The sequence below is a fragment of the Cellulomonas hominis genome (assembly GCF_014201095.1).
Taxonomy (GTDB): domain Bacteria; phylum Actinomycetota; class Actinomycetes; order Actinomycetales; family Cellulomonadaceae; genus Cellulomonas; species Cellulomonas hominis.
Map to the genome: position 1 here is coordinate 709,987 of NZ_JACHDN010000001.1, position 15,564 is coordinate 725,550.

The following is a 15,564-nucleotide window of genomic DNA, read 5'->3' on the forward strand; positions in this document are numbered from 1 at the left end:
CGGTGCATGCCCGGTCGGCCGCGAGGTGCCCCGTCGCCGCGCGGGCGCGAGCGCGCGGGTGCGGGCAGGCCCGTGCGGTCAGCGCGCCAGCGTGAACTCCTCCGCGCCGGCCGCGAGCTCCTCGGCGACGTCCGCGAGCGTGACCACGGCCTGCCGGACCTCGGCGGCGCCGTCGAACGCCTGGCCCGCGGCCTGCGCGACGTCGGCCGCGGAGCCCGCGATGTCGGCGGTGGACTCGGCGGCGACCAGCAGGTTCCGCTCGATCTCGGACGTGGTCGCGCTCTGCTGCTCGACGACCGCGGACACCGCCCCCTGCAGCCCGTCGACCGTGGTCACGACCTCGGAGATGCGGGCGACGGCGGTCCGCACGTCGGCGGCGTCGCGGGTCACGGCCTCGAGCACCGGGGCGATCGTCCCGATGGCGCTCGACGTCTGCTGCGCGAGGTCCTTGACCTCCCCGGCGACGACGGCGAACCCGGCGCCGGCGGCGCCCGCGCGGGCGGCCTCGATGCTGGCGTTCAGCGCAAGCAGGTGCGTCTGCCCGGCGATGGCGGTGACCGTGTCGAGGACGGCGGCGATCTGCGACGTGGACGCGGCGAGCCGGTCGGCGGCGCCCGCGGCCTCGTCGGTGATGCCCACCGCCTGCGCGGCCTGGCCGGAGGCCGCTGTGACGTCCTGCGCCACCGACTCGATGGACGCGCGCATCTCGGTCATCGCGGCGGTGACGGTCTGCACCTCGGTGCTCACGACGGACGCGGACCCGGCGGCGCCCTCGGCCCGCGACACCGTGCGCCCCGCGGCGGCCTCGAGCGTCCCGGAGGACCCGTCGAGCCGGCCCGCGGTGCTGCGCACGGCTTCGGCCCCGGCCTGCATCCGGCCCAGGGCGGCGCGCATCGCGTCGATGGCCTCGCCGAGCGCGGCACCCATCACCCCGATCTCGTCGCGGCCCTCGCCCCGGACCTCGCCCGACAGGTCCCGGTCGGCGACGCGGCGCAGCGCGGTGGTGAGCCGACCGACCCGGCCGACGACCCGCCCGGAGATCCACACCACGAGCGCGACGGCGAGCACGGCCACGACGAGGCCGACGACCAGCAGCGTCCGCACCAGCGTCCCGGACCCGGCGGCCAGCTCGTCGGAGACGGCCCGCAGGTCCGCGTCCATCCCCCAGGCGGCGACGGTCCAGCCCCACGGCGCGTACCGGGCGAGCTGGACGGTGGCCGCGTCCTCGCCGAGGTCGACCCGCTCGGTGGTGGTCGCCCCGTCCTCGAGCTCCGCGCCGGCCGCGACGAGGGCCGGTGCGGCGTCCGCCGCGGCACCCCCGGGCGGGGGCACCACCCAGGCCCCGGTGTCGTCCGCGACCGTGAGGTACCCGCGCTCCCCGACTGTGACCTCCGCGAGCGCCGCGCGCAGCGGCTCGTCGACCTCGGCCTGCGGCACCCCGACGAACAGCGCCCCGGCGACCGCCCCGTCCACGACCAGCGGTGCGTAGGCGGTGACGTACGGCTGCCCGACGACCTGCGCGGTGCCGTAGTACGGCTGCCCGGAGAGCAGCGCGGCGACGACGGCGTTCGGCGTCCCGTCCGGGCCGGTCGCGGCGATCGCGGTGCCGATGGCCCGGTTCCCCTCGGCGTTCCGGACGCTGGTGGCGACGCGGAGCATGTCGCCGCCCTCGTCGACCCGCTGGAACACGGTGACGGCGGCGCCCAGCAGCGTGCTGATGTCGTCCACGACCGGCACGACCGCGGCCGGGTCGGTGGTGCGGCCGAGCCAGGTGCCGCCGACGAGCAGCTGCGGCAGGTCGGCCTCGCGGGTGGCGCCGCTGGTCTGGTCGGTGACCGTCCAGCGCTCCGGGCCGCCGAAGGTCACGGGGCCGGCCTGCGCGAGGGTCTGCTCGGCGGCCCGCAGGTCCGCGGCCATCCGGTCGGTGACCGTGGCGACCTGCGTGCTGACGAGCGTGACGGCCTGCCGGGTGGTCTGGGTCATCGCGTCCCGGGTCAGCAGGTCCACGTCCGCACCGGCGTCGCGGGCCAGGCCGGACACCTGCCAGCCGCCGACGGCGGTGAGCAGGGCGGCGGTGGCGGCGACGGCACCGGCGCCGGTCGCGACGAGCTGGGCGCGGAGGCTGGTGCGCAGGCTGGTGCGCGGGCGGTGCAGGGGCACGGGCGTCTCCGGGGCCGGGTGGACCGGCGCCAGCCCCCTCGGCACCGGCGTTGACGGGCCTCCCATCGGCCGTCGCGCGCCCTCCGTGAGCCGGCGGGCGCGGATTTCACCCGTCAGGCGCGGCCCTCGACGCGCACCAGCACCCGGGACAGCAGCGCCGCGAGCCGCTCGGTCTCTGCCGGGGTCAGGCCGGCGAGCGCGTCGGCCTCGCGGGCCAGGTGCGCGGGCATCAGCCGGTCCACGGCGTCCCGGCCGGCTGCGGTGAGCGCGAGCAGCACGCCACGGCGGTCCCGGCTCGGCACGCTGCGCTCGACCAGGCCCGCGCGCACCAGGGCGTCCGCGCGCTTGGTGATCGCCGCCCCGGACGCCGCCGTGATCGTCGAGACCTCGCTCGCGCGCAGCGGCCGGCCCGCCCGGCGCAGGGCGCACAGCAGGTCGAACTCCCCGCGGCTCAGCCCGTCCGCGGCGAGCTCGGCCTCGGCCCGGGCGTCGAGCAGCGCGGCGATCCGGGTGACCCGGCCCGCGACGGCGATCGGGGCGACGTCGAGGTCCGGCAGCTCCCGGTGCCAGTCCGCGCGCAGGCGGTCCACGCTGTCCACGCGCGCCACCCTACCGAGCGTGAGTTCGTTCACGAATAAAACACCGACGAAGATTCCCGCGTACCCTGGTGGGCGATGCACCGCCTCTCCCTCCTCGCCGCCCTCCTGCACCCCGAGCAGCTCCGCGCCGCGCTGCGTCCCCACCGCGGCCCCGGGCCGTCCGCGCGGGCCGTCGTCGGCGGGGCCCTGCGCTGCGGGGCCAGCGTCGCGCTCGTCTTCCTGCTCGTCGCGGCCCTCGGCCGGCACGACCTGGCCGGCTACGCCTCGCTCGGGGCGCTCGCGTCGCTGTACGGCCGCAGCGCCGGATACGCGTGGCGCGCCCGCCTCATGGCGCTGGTCGGCCTCGGGCTCACCGGCGCGGTGGCCCTCATGTCGGCCCTCGCCGCCACCCGCGCCCCGGCGCCGCTCGTCCTCGGCGCGCTGACGCTGCTCGCCGCCGGCGCGACGGCCGGGGCCGCCGCCCTGCGCACCGGCCCGCCGGGGGCGACCATCCTCGTGTTCGCCGCCGGTGCCGGCTCGGCCGCCGCCGCACCGTCCGACGTCCCCGCACGGGCCCTGGCGGTGGCCGCGGGCGCCGCGGTGGCGCTGGCGGTGTGCACCGGCGGCGTGCTGCTGGACCGGTGGCGCGCGCGCCCGGTCGACCCGGCGCCCCCGCTGCGCGACGTCGTGCGCGCCGGGACGGCCGGCGGCGCCGCACTGGGCCCGGCGCTCACCGTCGGGGTGGCCGCGGCGCTCGCCGGGACCGCCGCCACGGCCGCCGGGTGGGGTCACCCCGCGTGGGCCGTCATGGGCGCCGCCGCCGCGCTCCAGGGCACGCACGTGCGGCACACGGGCGTGCGGGCGCTGCAGCGCGCCGCCGGGACGGCGTGCGGCGCCGTACTGGCGCTCCCCCTGCTCGCCGCGCACCTCGACTTCGCCGTCGTCGCCGCGCTGGTCGTCGTCCTCCAGGTCGTCACCGAGCTGGTGGTCGGCCGGCACTACGGCGCGGCGATGCTCACCATCACGCCCATGGCGCTGCTCATGACGTCCCTCGGCGCGCCGGCGGACCCGGCCGGGCTGGCGCTCGACCGCGCGCTGGACACCGCCGTCGGCGCGCTGGTCGGGGTGCTGGTCGCGGTCGCCGCCGCCCGGCCGGAGCCGTCAGAGCTCGATCCCCTCCAGCATCTCGGTGACGAGCGCCGCGACGGGCGACCGCTCGGACCGGGTCAGGGTGACGTGCGCGAACAGCGGGTGGCCCTTGAGCGCCTCGATGACCGCCGCGACGCCGTCGTGCCGGCCGACCCGCAGGTTGTCCCGCTGGGCGACGTCGTGCGTGAGCACCACGCGTGAGCTCTGCCCGATCCGGGACAGCACCGTGAGCAGGACGTTCCGCTCGAGGGACTGCGCCTCGTCGACGATCACGAACGCGTCGTGCAGCGAGCGCCCGCGGATGTGCGTGAGCGGCAGCACCTCGAGCAGGTCCCGGTCGATGACCTCCTCGACCACCTCGCGGCTCACCACCGCGCCCAGGGTGTCGAACACCGCCTGCGCCCAGGGGTTCATCTTCTCGGCCTCGCTGCCCGGCAGGTAGCCGAGCTCCTGGCCGCCCACCGCGTACAACGGCCGGAACACCATGACCTTCCGGTGCTGCCGGCGCTCCAGCACCGCCTCCAGCCCGGCGCACAGCGCGAGAGCCGACTTGCCGGTGCCGGCCCGGCCGCCGAGCGAGACGATGCCGACCTGCTCGTCCAGCAGCAGGTCGATGGCGATCCGCTGCTCCGCCGACCGGCCGTGCAGCCCGAACACGTCCTGGTCGCCTCGGACCACCTGCACGTGCTTGTCCGGCGTCACCCGACCCAGCGCGGAGCCGCGCGGGCTGTGGATCACCAGGCCGGTGTGGCACGGCAGGGTCGGGGCGTCGGCGACGTCCGCGAGCGGCAGCGACTCGTGCTCCCACATCTGCGCCATCTGCTGCTCGGTGACGTCGAGGGTGTCCATGCCGGTCCACCCGGAGTCGACGGCGAGCTCGTGCCGGTACTCCTCGGCCCGCAGCCCGATCGCCGACGCCTTGATCCGCATCGGCAGGTCCTTGGACACCACGGTGACGTCGCACCCCTCGGCCGCGAGGTTCGCCGCGACCGACAGGATCCGGGTGTCGTTGTCGCCGAGCCGGAACCCGGCCGGCAGCACCGCGGGGTCGGTGTGGTTGAGCTCGACGCGGAGCGTGCCCCCCTGGTCGCCGATCGGCAGCGGCGCGTCCAGGCGGCCGTGCTGCACCCGCAGGTCGTCGAGCAGCCGCAGCGCGGCCCGCGCGAAGTAGCCCAGCTCGGCGTGGTGCCGCTTGCCCTCCAGCTCGGTGATCACCACGACGGGGAGGACCACGTCGTGCTCGGCGAACCGCGTGATCGCCTTCGGGTCGGACAGCAGGACGGAGGTGTCGAGGACGTGCGTCCGGCGCCCCTCCGGCTGGTCGGTCGAGGCGGTGGCGGTTCCCAGCTTGCTGACCACGGCAGGCTCCCTCCGGCGGGACGCGGACGGCGGCCGCCGCCCGTCCTCTCGGACGCTACGCCCGGCCTCCGACACCCGCGCCCGCGCGACACGCGGGCCGCGGCACTCGAAACGCGATGTTCACCCGGCGCTCGCCTCAGCGCCCGTGGCGGCGCTCGCGGGCGGCGTAGTCGCGCACCGCGCGCAGGAAGTCGACCCGCCGGAAGTCCGGCCAGTACGCCTCGCAGAAGTAGTACTCCGAGTGCACGGACTGCCAGAGCATGAAGCCGCCGAGGCGCTGCTCGCCCGACGTGCGGATGACCAGGTCGGGGTCCGGCTGGCCCTTGGTGTAGAGGTGGTCGGCGATGTGCTCGACGTCGAACGTCGCCGCGATGTCGTCCAGCGACGCGCCCTCGGCGGCCCGCTCGGCGAGGTAGGACCGGACCGCGTCGGCGATCTCCCGCCGGCCGCCGTAGCCGATCGCCACGTTCACGTGCAGCCCGTCGACGTCGGCCGTCGCCGACTCGGCGTCCCGCAGGGTGCGCGCGGTGCGCTCCGGCAGCAGGTCGAGCGAGCCGACCGCCTGCAGCCGCCACCGCCGGGTCGCCGCGAGCTCGCGCACGGCGTCCTCGATGATGCCGAGCAGCGCCTCGAGCTCCTCGGGGTCCCGGGTGAGGTTGTCCGTGGAGAGCATCCACAGCGTGACGACCTCGACGCCCACCTCCTCGCCCCAGCCGAGCAGGTCGGAGATCCGGTCCGCCCCGCGGCGGTGCCCGGTGGCCGTCGACTCGCCGAGCTGACGCGCCCAGCGCCGGTTGCCGTCGAGGATGACGCCCACGTGCCGCGGCACCCGGTCGCGGGGCAGCGACGAGGCGAGCCGGCGCTCGTACAGCCCGTACAGCGGGTGGGGCAGGCGCACGCGCGGTACTCCTTCGATCGGGCGGATGGCGGTGCTCACGCTACCGCCCGGGCGGTGCCGCACCCGGCGCGTCCCGGGGACGGCGCGGGGAGGATTCGTGCAGGCCCGCGCGGCGCCCGCGCGTGCAACCTACGCACCCGTAACCTACGCATTCGTAGGTTAGGCTTCGTCGCGTCCCTCGTCCGGAAGGAGCACCGCCGTGAAGGTCAGCGAGACCGCGGAGCAGGTCGCCGACGCCGTGAAGCCGCGGCTGCGCGGCTGGATCCACGCCGGGATGTTCCCGCTGGTGACCGCCGCGTCCATCGTGCTCGTCGTCCTGGCGCCCACCGCCCCGCTGACGATCGCGTGCGCCGTGTTCGGCGGCGCCGCCATGCTGCTGTTCGGCACCAGCGCGGTCTACCACCGCGGGACCTGGTCGCCGCGGGTCGCCGGCGTGCTGCGCCGCATGGACCACACGAACATCTTCCTGGTGATCTCGGGCACCTACACCCCGCTCGCCGTGGCGCTGCTGCCCGCGGACACCGCCCGGCTGCTGCTGGTCATCGTCTGGGCCGGCGCGCTCGTCGGCATGCTCGCCCGCATCTTCTGGCTCGGCGCCCCGCGCTGGGTGTACGTGCCGGTGTACATCGCGCTCGGCTGGGTCGCCGTGTGGTTCCTGCCGACGTTCTGGCGGGCCGAGAACGGCGGCCCGGCGGTCGTCTGGCTGGTCATCGCGGGCGGCCTGGCGTACACGCTCGGCGCCGTCGTCTACGGCCTGAAGCGGCCGAACCCCAGCCCGCGGTGGTTCGGGTTCCACGAGATCTTCCACCTGCTGACCGTCGTCGGGTTCACGTGCCACTACATCGCCGTGACCATGGCCGTTCTCCACTGACGTCTACGGTGGAGGGCATGACCGCGGCCACCTCCCTGCACGACGTCCCCGAACCCGCGCAGGTGCGCGCGCTCATGCGCGACATGCGCCGCCTCGCGCTGACGTACAAGTTCGGGATCGACGAGGTCATGACGAAGATCGCGATCCTGCGCGACGAGTTCCGGCACATGCAGAACTACAACCCGGTCGAGCACGTCGGGTCCCGGCTGAAGTCGTTCGAGTCCATCGTCGCCAAGTGCCGGCGCAAGGGGATCCCGCTGACGCCCGAGGCGGTCCGGGCGGAGATGTTCGACATCGCGGGGGTGCGGGTCACGTGCTCGTTCGTCTCGGACATCTACCGGGTCCGGGACATGCTGGTCGGCCAGTCCGACCTCACGCTGCTCGAGGAGCGCGACTACATCGCGCACCCCAAGGGCAACGGCTACAAGTCGCTGCACCTCATCGTCCAGGTCCCCGTCTACCTGTCGGACCGGGTGGAGGACGTGATCGTCGAGATCCAGATCCGGACCATCGCCATGGACTTCTGGGCGAGCCTGGAGCACAAGATCTACTACAAGTACGGCCGGCAGGTCCCCCGGCACCTCACCGACTCCCTCAAGCTCGCGGCGGACGTCGCGGCGTCCCTCGACGCGTCGATGGAGCGGATCCACGAGGAGGTCAAGGCCCTGGCCGGCGAGGAGCAGCCCGTCGAGCACGCCGAGGCCGTGCTCAGCCCGGAGGAGCTGCTGCGCTCGTTCTGGCCGTCGCCGGACACCGGGCTGGACTCGGAGGGCCGGCCGCGCACCTGACGGGTCGCCGGTCCGCCACACTGACGCCGTGGCGCACACCGTCCTGCAGCTGCCGGTCTTCGACCTCGAGCCGTTCGTGCGCGCCCGCCTGCGCGCCGAGAACCCCCGGCTGCGCGAGCCCGAGGGGGACACGTGGTGCGCCCACGTGGCGCTGCTCGACCCGTTCGTCGACGAGGCCGACGCCGGGCCGGAGCTGTTCCAGGCGCTCGCCCGGGAGTGCGCGCGGTGGGACCCGCTCGTGCTGCGGCTCGCCGAGATCCGGCGGCTCCCCGGCGGCCCGATCTGCCTCGCGCCCGAGCCGTCCGACCGGCTCGTCGCGATGACCGAGGCGTTCGCCGCCGCGTTCCCCGGCCACCCGGCGCACGGCGGGGCGGGCGACCGCGCCGTTCCGCACGTGCCGCTGGGCCACGACGTGCCGGACGCCGACCTCGACCTGCTCCGCGGCTGGCTGCCGCAGACCGCGCTGGTCGAGGACGTGCACCTGGTGTCGTGGTCGCAGACCGAGGTCCGCACGATCGCGTCGTTCCCGCTGCGCGGGGTCGCGCACCCCTAGACGGCCGGCACCACCCGGTACCGCCGGTGCGCCAGGGACGGGTTGGACTCCCGCACGCTCGCGAGCGCCGCCGGGTCCAGGTCCACCGTGCGGAGCTCCGGCTCGGCCCCGAGCTCCAGCCCGACGACGCCGTCCGGCCCGACGACCAGCGAGTGCCCGGTGACGCCCGGCCCGGCCTGGCCGACCGCCACGACGACCGCGGTGTTCTCGATCGCCCGCGCCGTTGCGAGCGTGCGCCAGTGGTGCTCCTTGAGCGGCCCGGCCGCCCACGCGGCCGGCACGACGAGCACGTCGGCGCCGGCGTCGACCGCGCGGCGCGCCGACTCCGGGAACCGCAGGTCGTAGCAGGTGAGCACGCCGAGCCGGAGGCCCGCCACGTCGAGGGTCAGCGGCGCGGCGTCGGCGGGGCCGGGCTCCAGCCGGTCGGACTCGCGGTGCCCGAACGCGTCGTACAGGTGGACCTTGCGGTACACGCCGGCGAGCGCGCCGTCCGCGGCGACGGCCACCACGGCGTTCACGGCCCGGTCGTCGCGGCCGCCGGGGAGCGTCGTGCCGGCCACCACCGCGACGCCGCGGGCGGCGGCCTGCTCGCGCAGCAGGGTGACGAACGGACCGTCCAGCGGCTCGGCGTGCTCGGGCCCGGTCCCGCGCGGGTCGAAGCCGGAGGCGTACTCGGGCAGCACGAGGACGTCCGCGCGGGCGCGGCCGGCGGTGTCGAACGCCCGGCGGACCACCTCGCGGTTGGCGTCGTGGTCGTCGCTGACCCGGAGCTGGCCGACGGTGACGCGCACCGCGGGGCGCACCGGGGGCGGGACGCTGCTCACGGCCGGTCGCCGGGCGGCGGGGTGGCCGGGCCGGGCGGGGTCGGGGCGGCGGGGCCGTCGGGTCCGTCCGCGCGCGGCGCGTCCGGGGATCCCGGCGTGCCCGGGGTGCCCGGCGTCGACCCCGCGGCGGCCGCCGCCTCCTCCGCCTCGAGCCGTCGCGCGTTGCGGTCCACGACCCGCAGGTGCCGCACCAGGGAGAACCCGAGCGCGATCACCGCGGCCGCGACGGCGAACGTCACGAGGAACCCGAGCAGCCCGGGCGAGGTCTGGTCCTCCGGCGGGATCTCGATCGTGCTGGGCGACGGCGACGGGTCCCCGGCCGCCTGCAGCAGCGCACCGTGCGCGACGGCGAGCAGCCCGCTCATGCCAGGGCCTCCCGGACGCCGGCGAAAAGGTCGTCCTCGGGCAGCGTCGTCGGCACCCGGGACTCGGCGAGCTCGTACTCCTCGGTGGACCACACCTCCACCTCGAGGTCGCGCGGCATCGCGAAGAAGAAGCCCTCGGGGTCGATCTGCGTGGCGTGCGCGCGCAGCGCGGCGTCCCGGGCGTCGAAGTACTCGGCCACCGGCACCAGCGTCGTCACCTCGCGCTCCGGGATCTCCCGGGCGGCGCGGGACTCGACCCACTCGCCGAACGGGGACTCCACGCCGCGCGCCACGAGCGCCTCGTGGGCGGCGCGGATCCGGGCCATCGAGAACCCGTGGTTGTAGTACAGCTTGAGCGGCGTCCACGGCTCGCCCGCGCCTCGGTACCGCTCGGGGTCGCCCGCCGCGTGGAACGCCTCGAAGGCGACGCGGTGGCACATGATGTGGTCCGGGTGCGGGTAGCCGCCGGTCGGGTCGTACGTCGTGATGACGTGCGGCCGGAACTCGCGGACCAGCTCGACCAGCGGGCGGGACGCGTCCTCGAGCGGCTGCAGGGCGAAGCACCCCTCCGGCAGCGGCGGCAGCGGGTCACCCTCGGGCAGGCCGGAGTCCACGAAGCCGAGCCAGTGCTGCCGCACCCCCAGGGCGGCGGCCGCCGCGGCCATCTCGGTGCGCCGGACCGCGCGCATCTCCTCGATGCCGCCCTCGACGGGCGGGTGGTGCGGGTTGAGCACGTCGCCCCGCTCGCCGCCGGTGCAGGTGACGACGAGGACGTCCACGCCCTCCGCGGCGTACCGGGCGGTCGTCGCGGCCCCCTTGCTCGACTCGTCGTCGGGGTGGGCGTGCACGGCCATGAGGCGCAGCTGATCGGTCACGGTTCTCCCGTCGTCCTTCCACGTTCGACGCCGGCCGGGGCCGACGAGAGACAATGATCGCTCACCCCACCGACACGGCGCGCCACCGGCGCCCCGCCGACCTGCAGGAGCAGCGCGTGACCGCAGACCCGACCGCCGGGGCCCCGCCCGCCGGGCGCTACGGCCGCACCCCGACGCCGGGCCGCCGGCGTGCCGCCCTCGCCGCGCTGGCGGTGCTCGTGGTGGCCGGCCTCGCGCTCGTGCTGTGGATCGGGCTGGGGCAGGCCGGCAAGCCGGTGACGTGGACCGAGGTCGGGTTCCGGGTGGACGGCCCGACGTCGACCGACATCACGTTCGACGTCACCAAGGACCCCGGCGCCACCGCCGTCTGCCGGGTGCAGGCGATGTCGGACCGGTACGCCGAGGTCGGCGTGCAGTCCGTCGAGGTCGGGCCCGCGGGCACGCGCACCCAGCGGGTCACCACGACGATCCCCACCGCGCAGGAGGCCGTCACCGCCGTCGTCCTGTCCTGCGAGCCCGCCTGACGACGCACCCGCGCGAACACGCCTCAAACCCCACGCCGGAGCGGCGACGTTGCTATGCTTGCCGATTCATACGCCGCCCCGGTCCGATGTCGCCCGACGTCACCGCAGGCCGACGCGACCGCGAGGGATACGGCGGAACCCGTTCACGCTCTCGCGAGTCCGCGCACGCCTGACCGGGGCCGACGAGACGTGGTACGCCCCCGACGGGCGTGCTGCACACGCAGGGAAGGAGTGGACGTGACCGACACGACGCAGGCCGCCACCTGGCTGACCCAGGAGGCGTACGACCGCCTGAAGGCGGAGCTCGAGCACCTCGAGGGCCCGGGGCGCGCCGAGGTCACCGAGCGGATCGCCGCCGCGCGCGACGAGGGCGACCTCAAGGAGAACGGCGGCTACCACGCCGCCCGCGAGGAGCAGGCCAAGCAGGAGGCCCGCATCCGCGAGCTCAAGGAGAAGCTGCGCAACGTGCAGATCGGCACCCCGCCGGACGACGGCGTCGTGGAGCCGGGCATGGTCGTGACCGCGGTCGTCGCGGGCGACGAGATGACGTTCCTGCTGGGCTCGCGCGAGATCGCCGGGTCCGCCGACATCGAGGTCTTCTCCCCGACGTCGCCCCTCGGCTCCTCGATCAACGGCCGGAAGGTCGGCGACACCGTCGCCTACACCGCGCCGAACGGCCGCGAGATCCCCGTCGAGATCAAGGCCGCGAAGCCGTTCGAGGGCTGAGCCCTCGCGCACCACGCCGAGAGGCCCCGTCCGGCGGACGGGGCCTCTCGGCGTGCCGGGGTCTGCCGGGGGTCAGTGCTCGGCGAGCCGGAAGCCGGCGTCGCGCAGGCGCTGCAGCACCCGGACGCAGTGCTCGGGGCCCTTGGTCTCCACCTGGACCTCGATCTCGACCTCGTCGATCTCCAGGTCCACCCCGGTGCGCACGTGCGACACGTGCATGACGTTGCCGCCCGCCGCCGCGAGCTCCCGCAGCAGGTCGGCCAGCGCCCCGGGCGTGTCCGTGACCCGCACCCGCAGCTGCAGGTAGCGGCCGGACACCGCGAGGCCGTGCCGGACGACGCGCAGCAGCACCAGCGGGTCGATGTTCCCCCCGGACAGCAGCACGACGACCGGGCCCTCCAGGTCGCCCGCGCCGGCGGCCATGACGGCGGCGACGCCCGCGGCGCCCGACGGCTCGACCAGGAGCTTGGCCCGCTCGGCGACGAGCAGCAGCGCCCGGGACAGGTCCTCCTCCGAGACCGTGCGCACCTCGCAGGCGTGCCGGTGCAGCACGTCGAACGGCACCCGGCCCGGGGTGCCCACCGCGATGCCGTCCGCCATCGTGTGCAGCTCGCCGGCGGTCACCGGCTCCCCCGCGACCAGCGACGCCGGGTACGCCGCCGCCCGGGCGGCCTGCACCCCGACCACGCGGACGTGCGGCGCCACCTCGGCGACGACCGCCTGGATGCCCGCCGCCAGGCCGCCGCCGCCGAGCGGCACGACGATCGTCCGGACGTCCGGCACCTGCTCGAGGATCTCCAGGGCCAGCGTGCCCTGCCCCGCGACGATGTCCGCGTGGTCGAACGGGTGGATCAGCACCCGCCCGGTGCGCTCCGCCTCGGCGCGCGCCTCGACCAGCGCCTCGTCGACGCTGTGCCCGTGCAGGCGCACCTCCGCGCCGTACTCCTTGGTGGCGGCGACCTTCGGCAGCGCGGCGTCGACCGGCATGTACACGACGGCGTCCAGGCCGAGCAGCTGAGCCGCCAGCGCGACGCCCTGCGCGTGGTTCCCGGCGCTGGCCGCCACGACGCCGAGCGCCTGCTCCTGCGGCGAGAGCCGGGCCATCCGCACGTACGCCCCGCGGATCTTGAACGAGCCCGCGCGCTGCAGGTTCTCGCACTTGAGCAGCACCGGCGTGCCGGCGATCTGGGACAGGGCCCGCGAGGTCTCCACGGGGGTGCGGGTCGCCACACCGGTCAGCAGGCGCGCGGCAGCCCGGGCGTCGTCGAGGAAGGTCACGTGCGTATCCTCACCCACGCGCGGCGGTGTCCGCGCCGCCCGCCCCCCGCCGGGAGAACATGCCGGGCGGCCGGAGCTCCAGGTGGTCGTCCGTGCCGAGCTGCGGGAACTTGTCGTGGCCGTGCAGGTACAGCACCACCGTGTTGAGCACCGCGGCGATCGGCACCGCGAACAGCGCCCCGACGATGCCCGCCGCCAGTGACCCGGCCGCCACGACCAGCAGCACCGCGACCGGGTGCAGCGACACCGCGTGGCCCATGAGGAACGGCTGCAGGACGTGGCCCTCGACCTGCTGCACCAGCAGCACGACGCCCAGCATGATCAGCGCGACGACCCAGCCCTTGGCGACCAGCGCGACCAGCACGGCGACCGCGCCGGTGGCGATGGCACCGACGATCGGGATGAACGAGCCGACGAACACCAGCGTCGCCAGCGGCACCGCGAGCGGCACCCCGAGGATCGCCGCGCCCAGGCCGATGCCCGTCGCGTCGACGAACGCCACGAGGATCTGCGTGCGCGTGTACCCGGACAGCGTGACGATGCCGCGCCGGCCGGCCTGGTGCACCCGCTCGCGGACCGACAGCGGCAGCAGGCCGACGCCCCACGCCCAGACCGTCCGGCCGTCCAGCAGGAAGAAGAACGTGCAGAACAGGGCGATCAGCGCGCCCGCCGCCACGTGCCCGACCGTCGTCGTCACGGACAGCGCGCCGGACAGCACGGTGTCCACGTTCTCGCTCAGCTGGTCCCGCGCCTGCCCGATGAGCTGGTCCAGCTGGTCGGTGCTCACGTTCAGCGGGCCGTCCGAGAGCCACGCGAGCGCCTCGTCCACGCCCTGCGACGCCTGGTCGGACAGGTCCCCGAACCCGTTGACGATCGACCGGCCCGCCAGCACCACCAGCCCCGCCACCGCCGCGAGCAGCAGCAGCACCGACGTGATCGCCGCCGCCCCGCGCCGGAACCGCAGCACCCGGCGCAGCCACCGCGCCACCGGCGCCAGCAGCACGGACAGCAGCAGCGCGACCGCCACCGACACGACGATCACCTTGAAGTACCCGATGATCCACAGCGCCACCGCGGACGCCGCCGCGATCAGCAGGAACCGCCAGGACCACGCCGCCGCGGCCCGCACCGAGGGCGACACCGACTGCTCCGCGGACCAGCCGCGCGGGGTCGCCCCCGTGGTGAGGTCGCCCTCGTGCAGGACGGGGGCCGGCGGTGCCGGCGGCGTCCCCGCCGGACGTCCCCCGCGGGACCGCGCGCGCCAGCCCCGCTCGGGCCGGCCCGGGGTCGTCATGCCAGCGCCTGCGCCAGGTCGGCCAGCAGGTCGGCCTCGTCCTCGATGCCGACGGACAGCCGCACCAGGTCGTCGGGGACCTCCAGGTCCGTGCCGACCACCGAGCCGTGCGTCATCCGCGCCGGCAGCTCGATGAGCGACTCCACGCCGCCCAGGGACTCCGCCAGCGTGAACACCCGGGTGCGGGCGCACACCTGCGCGGCACGCTCGGCGCTGCCCGCGCGGAACGACACCATGCCGCCGAACCCGGACATCTGCCGGGCCGCCACCTCGTGGTCCGGGTGCGAGTCCAGTCCCGGGTACAGGACCTCGCCGACGTCCTCGCGCTCCGTGAGGAACCGGGCCACCGCCGCGGCGTTCGCGGAGTGCCGGTCCATGCGCACCGCGAGCGTCTTCAGCCCGCGCAGGGTCAGCCAGGAGTCGAACGGACCCGCGACCGCGCCCGAGGCGTTCTGGTGGAACGCCACCGCGTCCGCCAGCGAGGTGGAGCCCGTCGGCCCCTCGAGCCCCACCGGGAGCTGCGCGCCGTCCGCGACGACCAGGGCACCGCCCACGACGTCCGAGTGCCCGCCGATGTACTTCGTCGTCGAGTGCACCACGACGTCCGCGCCCAGCGCGATCGGCTGCTGCAGGTACGGCGTCGCGAACGTGTTGTCCACGACGAGCACCGCCCCGGCGGCCCGCGCGTGCGCGGCGAGCGCCGCGATGTCCGAGACGCCCAGCAGCGGGTTCGTCGGGGTCTCCACCCACACGAGCTTCGTCTCCCCCGGCCGGATCGCGGCGAGCACCGCGTCGGGGTCCGACAGGTGCACCGGCGTGTGCTCGACGCCCCAGGGCCCGAACACCCGGGCGATCAGCCGGTACGTGCCGCCGTACGCGTCGTCCGGCACCACGACGTGGTCGCCCGGGCGCAGCACCGCACGCAGCAGCGTGTCCTCCGCCGCGAGCCCCGACGCGAACGCGAACCCCGCGCCACCGCCCTCCGCGGCCCGCAGGGCCTCCTCCAGCGCCGCGCGGGTCGGGTTGCCGGAGCGGGAGTACTCGTACCCGCCGCGCAGCCCCCCGACGCCGTCCTGCTTGTACGTCGAGACCTGGTAGATCGGGGTCACCACCGCGCCCGTGGCCCCGTCGGGCTCCTGGCCCGCGTGGATCGCCCGGGTCGCGAAGCCGGCGGACGACCAGTCGCCGTCGTCGGTGTGCGCGCCGAGGTCGCCGGAACCGGGCAGGGTGGGGTGCGTCTCGTCAGTCACGCACCCCAGGCTAGAGGCACTCGCCCAGACTGCAGGATCGGACTGGGCGGGGCGACCCTGCGCGCGTGGATC

Annotated in this window: 15 protein-coding genes and 1 pseudogene; 6 read left to right on the forward strand and 10 right to left on the reverse strand. The window is 75.7% G+C overall.

Annotated features, from left to right (window positions below):
* Positions 1 to 78 precede the first annotated feature (78 nt).
* Entirely contained in the window at positions 79 to 2,160 is a 2,082-nt protein-coding gene (locus tag HNR08_RS03360; RefSeq protein WP_146834166.1) for a methyl-accepting chemotaxis protein, read from the reverse strand.
* A gap of 113 nt (positions 2,161 to 2,273) precedes the next feature.
* Complete coding sequence (locus tag HNR08_RS21440) at positions 2,274 to 2,759, reverse strand: MarR family winged helix-turn-helix transcriptional regulator (RefSeq protein ID WP_221286303.1); 486 nt, start codon at positions 2,757 to 2,759, stop codon at positions 2,274 to 2,276.
* Between the two features lie 369 nt (positions 2,760 to 3,128).
* Between HNR08_RS21440 and HNR08_RS22195 the strand changes: the two are divergent.
* Positions 3,129 to 3,860 (forward strand): annotated as a pseudogene (locus HNR08_RS22195) (FUSC family protein); the annotation flags it as partial.
* Positions 3,861 to 3,899: 39 nt separating this feature from the next.
* On the opposite strand, the gene HNR08_RS03370 reads toward HNR08_RS22195, so the two are convergent.
* Positions 3,900 to 5,234, reverse strand: a complete 1,335-nt coding sequence (locus tag HNR08_RS03370; protein ID WP_221286498.1) for a PhoH family protein — start codon at positions 5,232 to 5,234, stop codon at positions 3,900 to 3,902.
* Positions 5,235 to 5,382: 148 nt separating this feature from the next.
* Positions 5,383 to 6,144, reverse strand: a complete 762-nt coding sequence (locus HNR08_RS03375; protein ID WP_146834178.1) for an isoprenyl transferase — start codon at positions 6,142 to 6,144, stop codon at positions 5,383 to 5,385.
* A gap of 199 nt (positions 6,145 to 6,343) precedes the next feature.
* Between HNR08_RS03375 and trhA the strand changes: the two genes are divergently transcribed.
* From trhA to HNR08_RS03390, 3 genes are read left to right on the forward strand one after another with little or no spacing between them, the layout of a single operon-like run.
* Positions 6,344 to 7,015 (forward strand): PAQR family membrane homeostasis protein TrhA, encoded by a 672-nt coding sequence (gene trhA, locus HNR08_RS03380; RefSeq protein WP_146834182.1) that lies wholly within the window; start codon positions 6,344 to 6,346, stop codon positions 7,013 to 7,015.
* Positions 7,016 to 7,032: 17 nt separating this feature from the next.
* Positions 7,033 to 7,803, forward strand: coding sequence for a GTP pyrophosphokinase (locus tag HNR08_RS03385; RefSeq protein WP_146834185.1), 771 nt, complete (start codon positions 7,033 to 7,035; stop codon positions 7,801 to 7,803).
* Between the two features lie 28 nt (positions 7,804 to 7,831).
* Positions 7,832 to 8,356, forward strand: coding sequence for a 2'-5' RNA ligase family protein (locus HNR08_RS03390; protein ID WP_146834188.1), 525 nt, complete (start codon positions 7,832 to 7,834; stop codon positions 8,354 to 8,356).
* Here HNR08_RS03390 and HNR08_RS03395 read toward each other — a convergent pair.
* The 3 genes from HNR08_RS03395 to mca are packed head-to-tail and all read right to left on the reverse strand — an operon-like array spanning position 8,353 to position 10,399.
* On the reverse strand, positions 8,353 to 9,180 hold the full coding sequence (locus HNR08_RS03395) for a carbon-nitrogen hydrolase family protein (protein WP_146834191.1): 828 nt from the start codon (positions 9,178 to 9,180) through the stop codon (positions 8,353 to 8,355). The genes HNR08_RS03390 and HNR08_RS03395 overlap by 4 nt on opposite strands.
* A complete protein-coding gene (locus HNR08_RS03400; protein ID WP_146834194.1) occupies positions 9,177 to 9,545 on the reverse strand; it encodes a hypothetical protein in 369 nt (122 codons plus the stop codon). Before HNR08_RS03400 ends, HNR08_RS03395 begins: the two co-directional genes overlap by 4 nt.
* A complete protein-coding gene (mca, locus tag HNR08_RS03405) occupies positions 9,542 to 10,399 on the reverse strand; it encodes a mycothiol conjugate amidase Mca (RefSeq protein WP_183835287.1) in 858 nt (285 codons plus the stop codon). Before mca ends, HNR08_RS03400 begins: the two co-directional genes overlap by 4 nt.
* 137 nt (positions 10,400 to 10,536) lie before the next feature.
* Here mca and HNR08_RS03410 point away from each other — a divergent pair, with 137 nt between their 5' ends.
* Positions 10,537 to 10,944, forward strand: coding sequence for a DUF4307 domain-containing protein (locus tag HNR08_RS03410; protein ID WP_246802944.1), 408 nt, complete (start codon positions 10,537 to 10,539; stop codon positions 10,942 to 10,944).
* A 237-nt stretch (positions 10,945 to 11,181) separates the two neighbouring features.
* On the forward strand, positions 11,182 to 11,670 hold the full coding sequence (gene greA, locus HNR08_RS03415; protein ID WP_146834203.1) for a transcription elongation factor GreA: 489 nt from the start codon (positions 11,182 to 11,184) through the stop codon (positions 11,668 to 11,670).
* Positions 11,671 to 11,742: 72 nt separating this feature from the next.
* Here the strand turns inward: greA and ilvA are convergent, their stop codons facing one another.
* Genes ilvA through HNR08_RS03430 form a run of 3 tightly spaced genes read right to left on the reverse strand, consistent with a single transcriptional unit; the run spans position 11,743 to position 15,468 of the window.
* Positions 11,743 to 12,948 (reverse strand): threonine ammonia-lyase, encoded by a 1,206-nt coding sequence (gene ilvA / locus HNR08_RS03420; RefSeq protein WP_146834206.1) that lies wholly within the window; start codon positions 12,946 to 12,948, stop codon positions 11,743 to 11,745.
* 10 nt (positions 12,949 to 12,958) lie between these two features.
* The gene (locus HNR08_RS03425; protein WP_146834209.1) at positions 12,959 to 14,242 is read right to left on the reverse strand and encodes an AI-2E family transporter; all 1,284 of its coding nucleotides are present in this window, start codon (positions 14,240 to 14,242) and stop codon (positions 12,959 to 12,961) included.
* Entirely contained in the window at positions 14,239 to 15,468 is a 1,230-nt protein-coding gene (locus tag HNR08_RS03430; RefSeq protein ID WP_146834345.1) for a cystathionine gamma-synthase, read from the reverse strand. The genes HNR08_RS03425 and HNR08_RS03430 overlap by 4 nt, the downstream gene beginning before the upstream one ends.
* Positions 15,469 to 15,564: the final 96 nt, after the last annotated feature.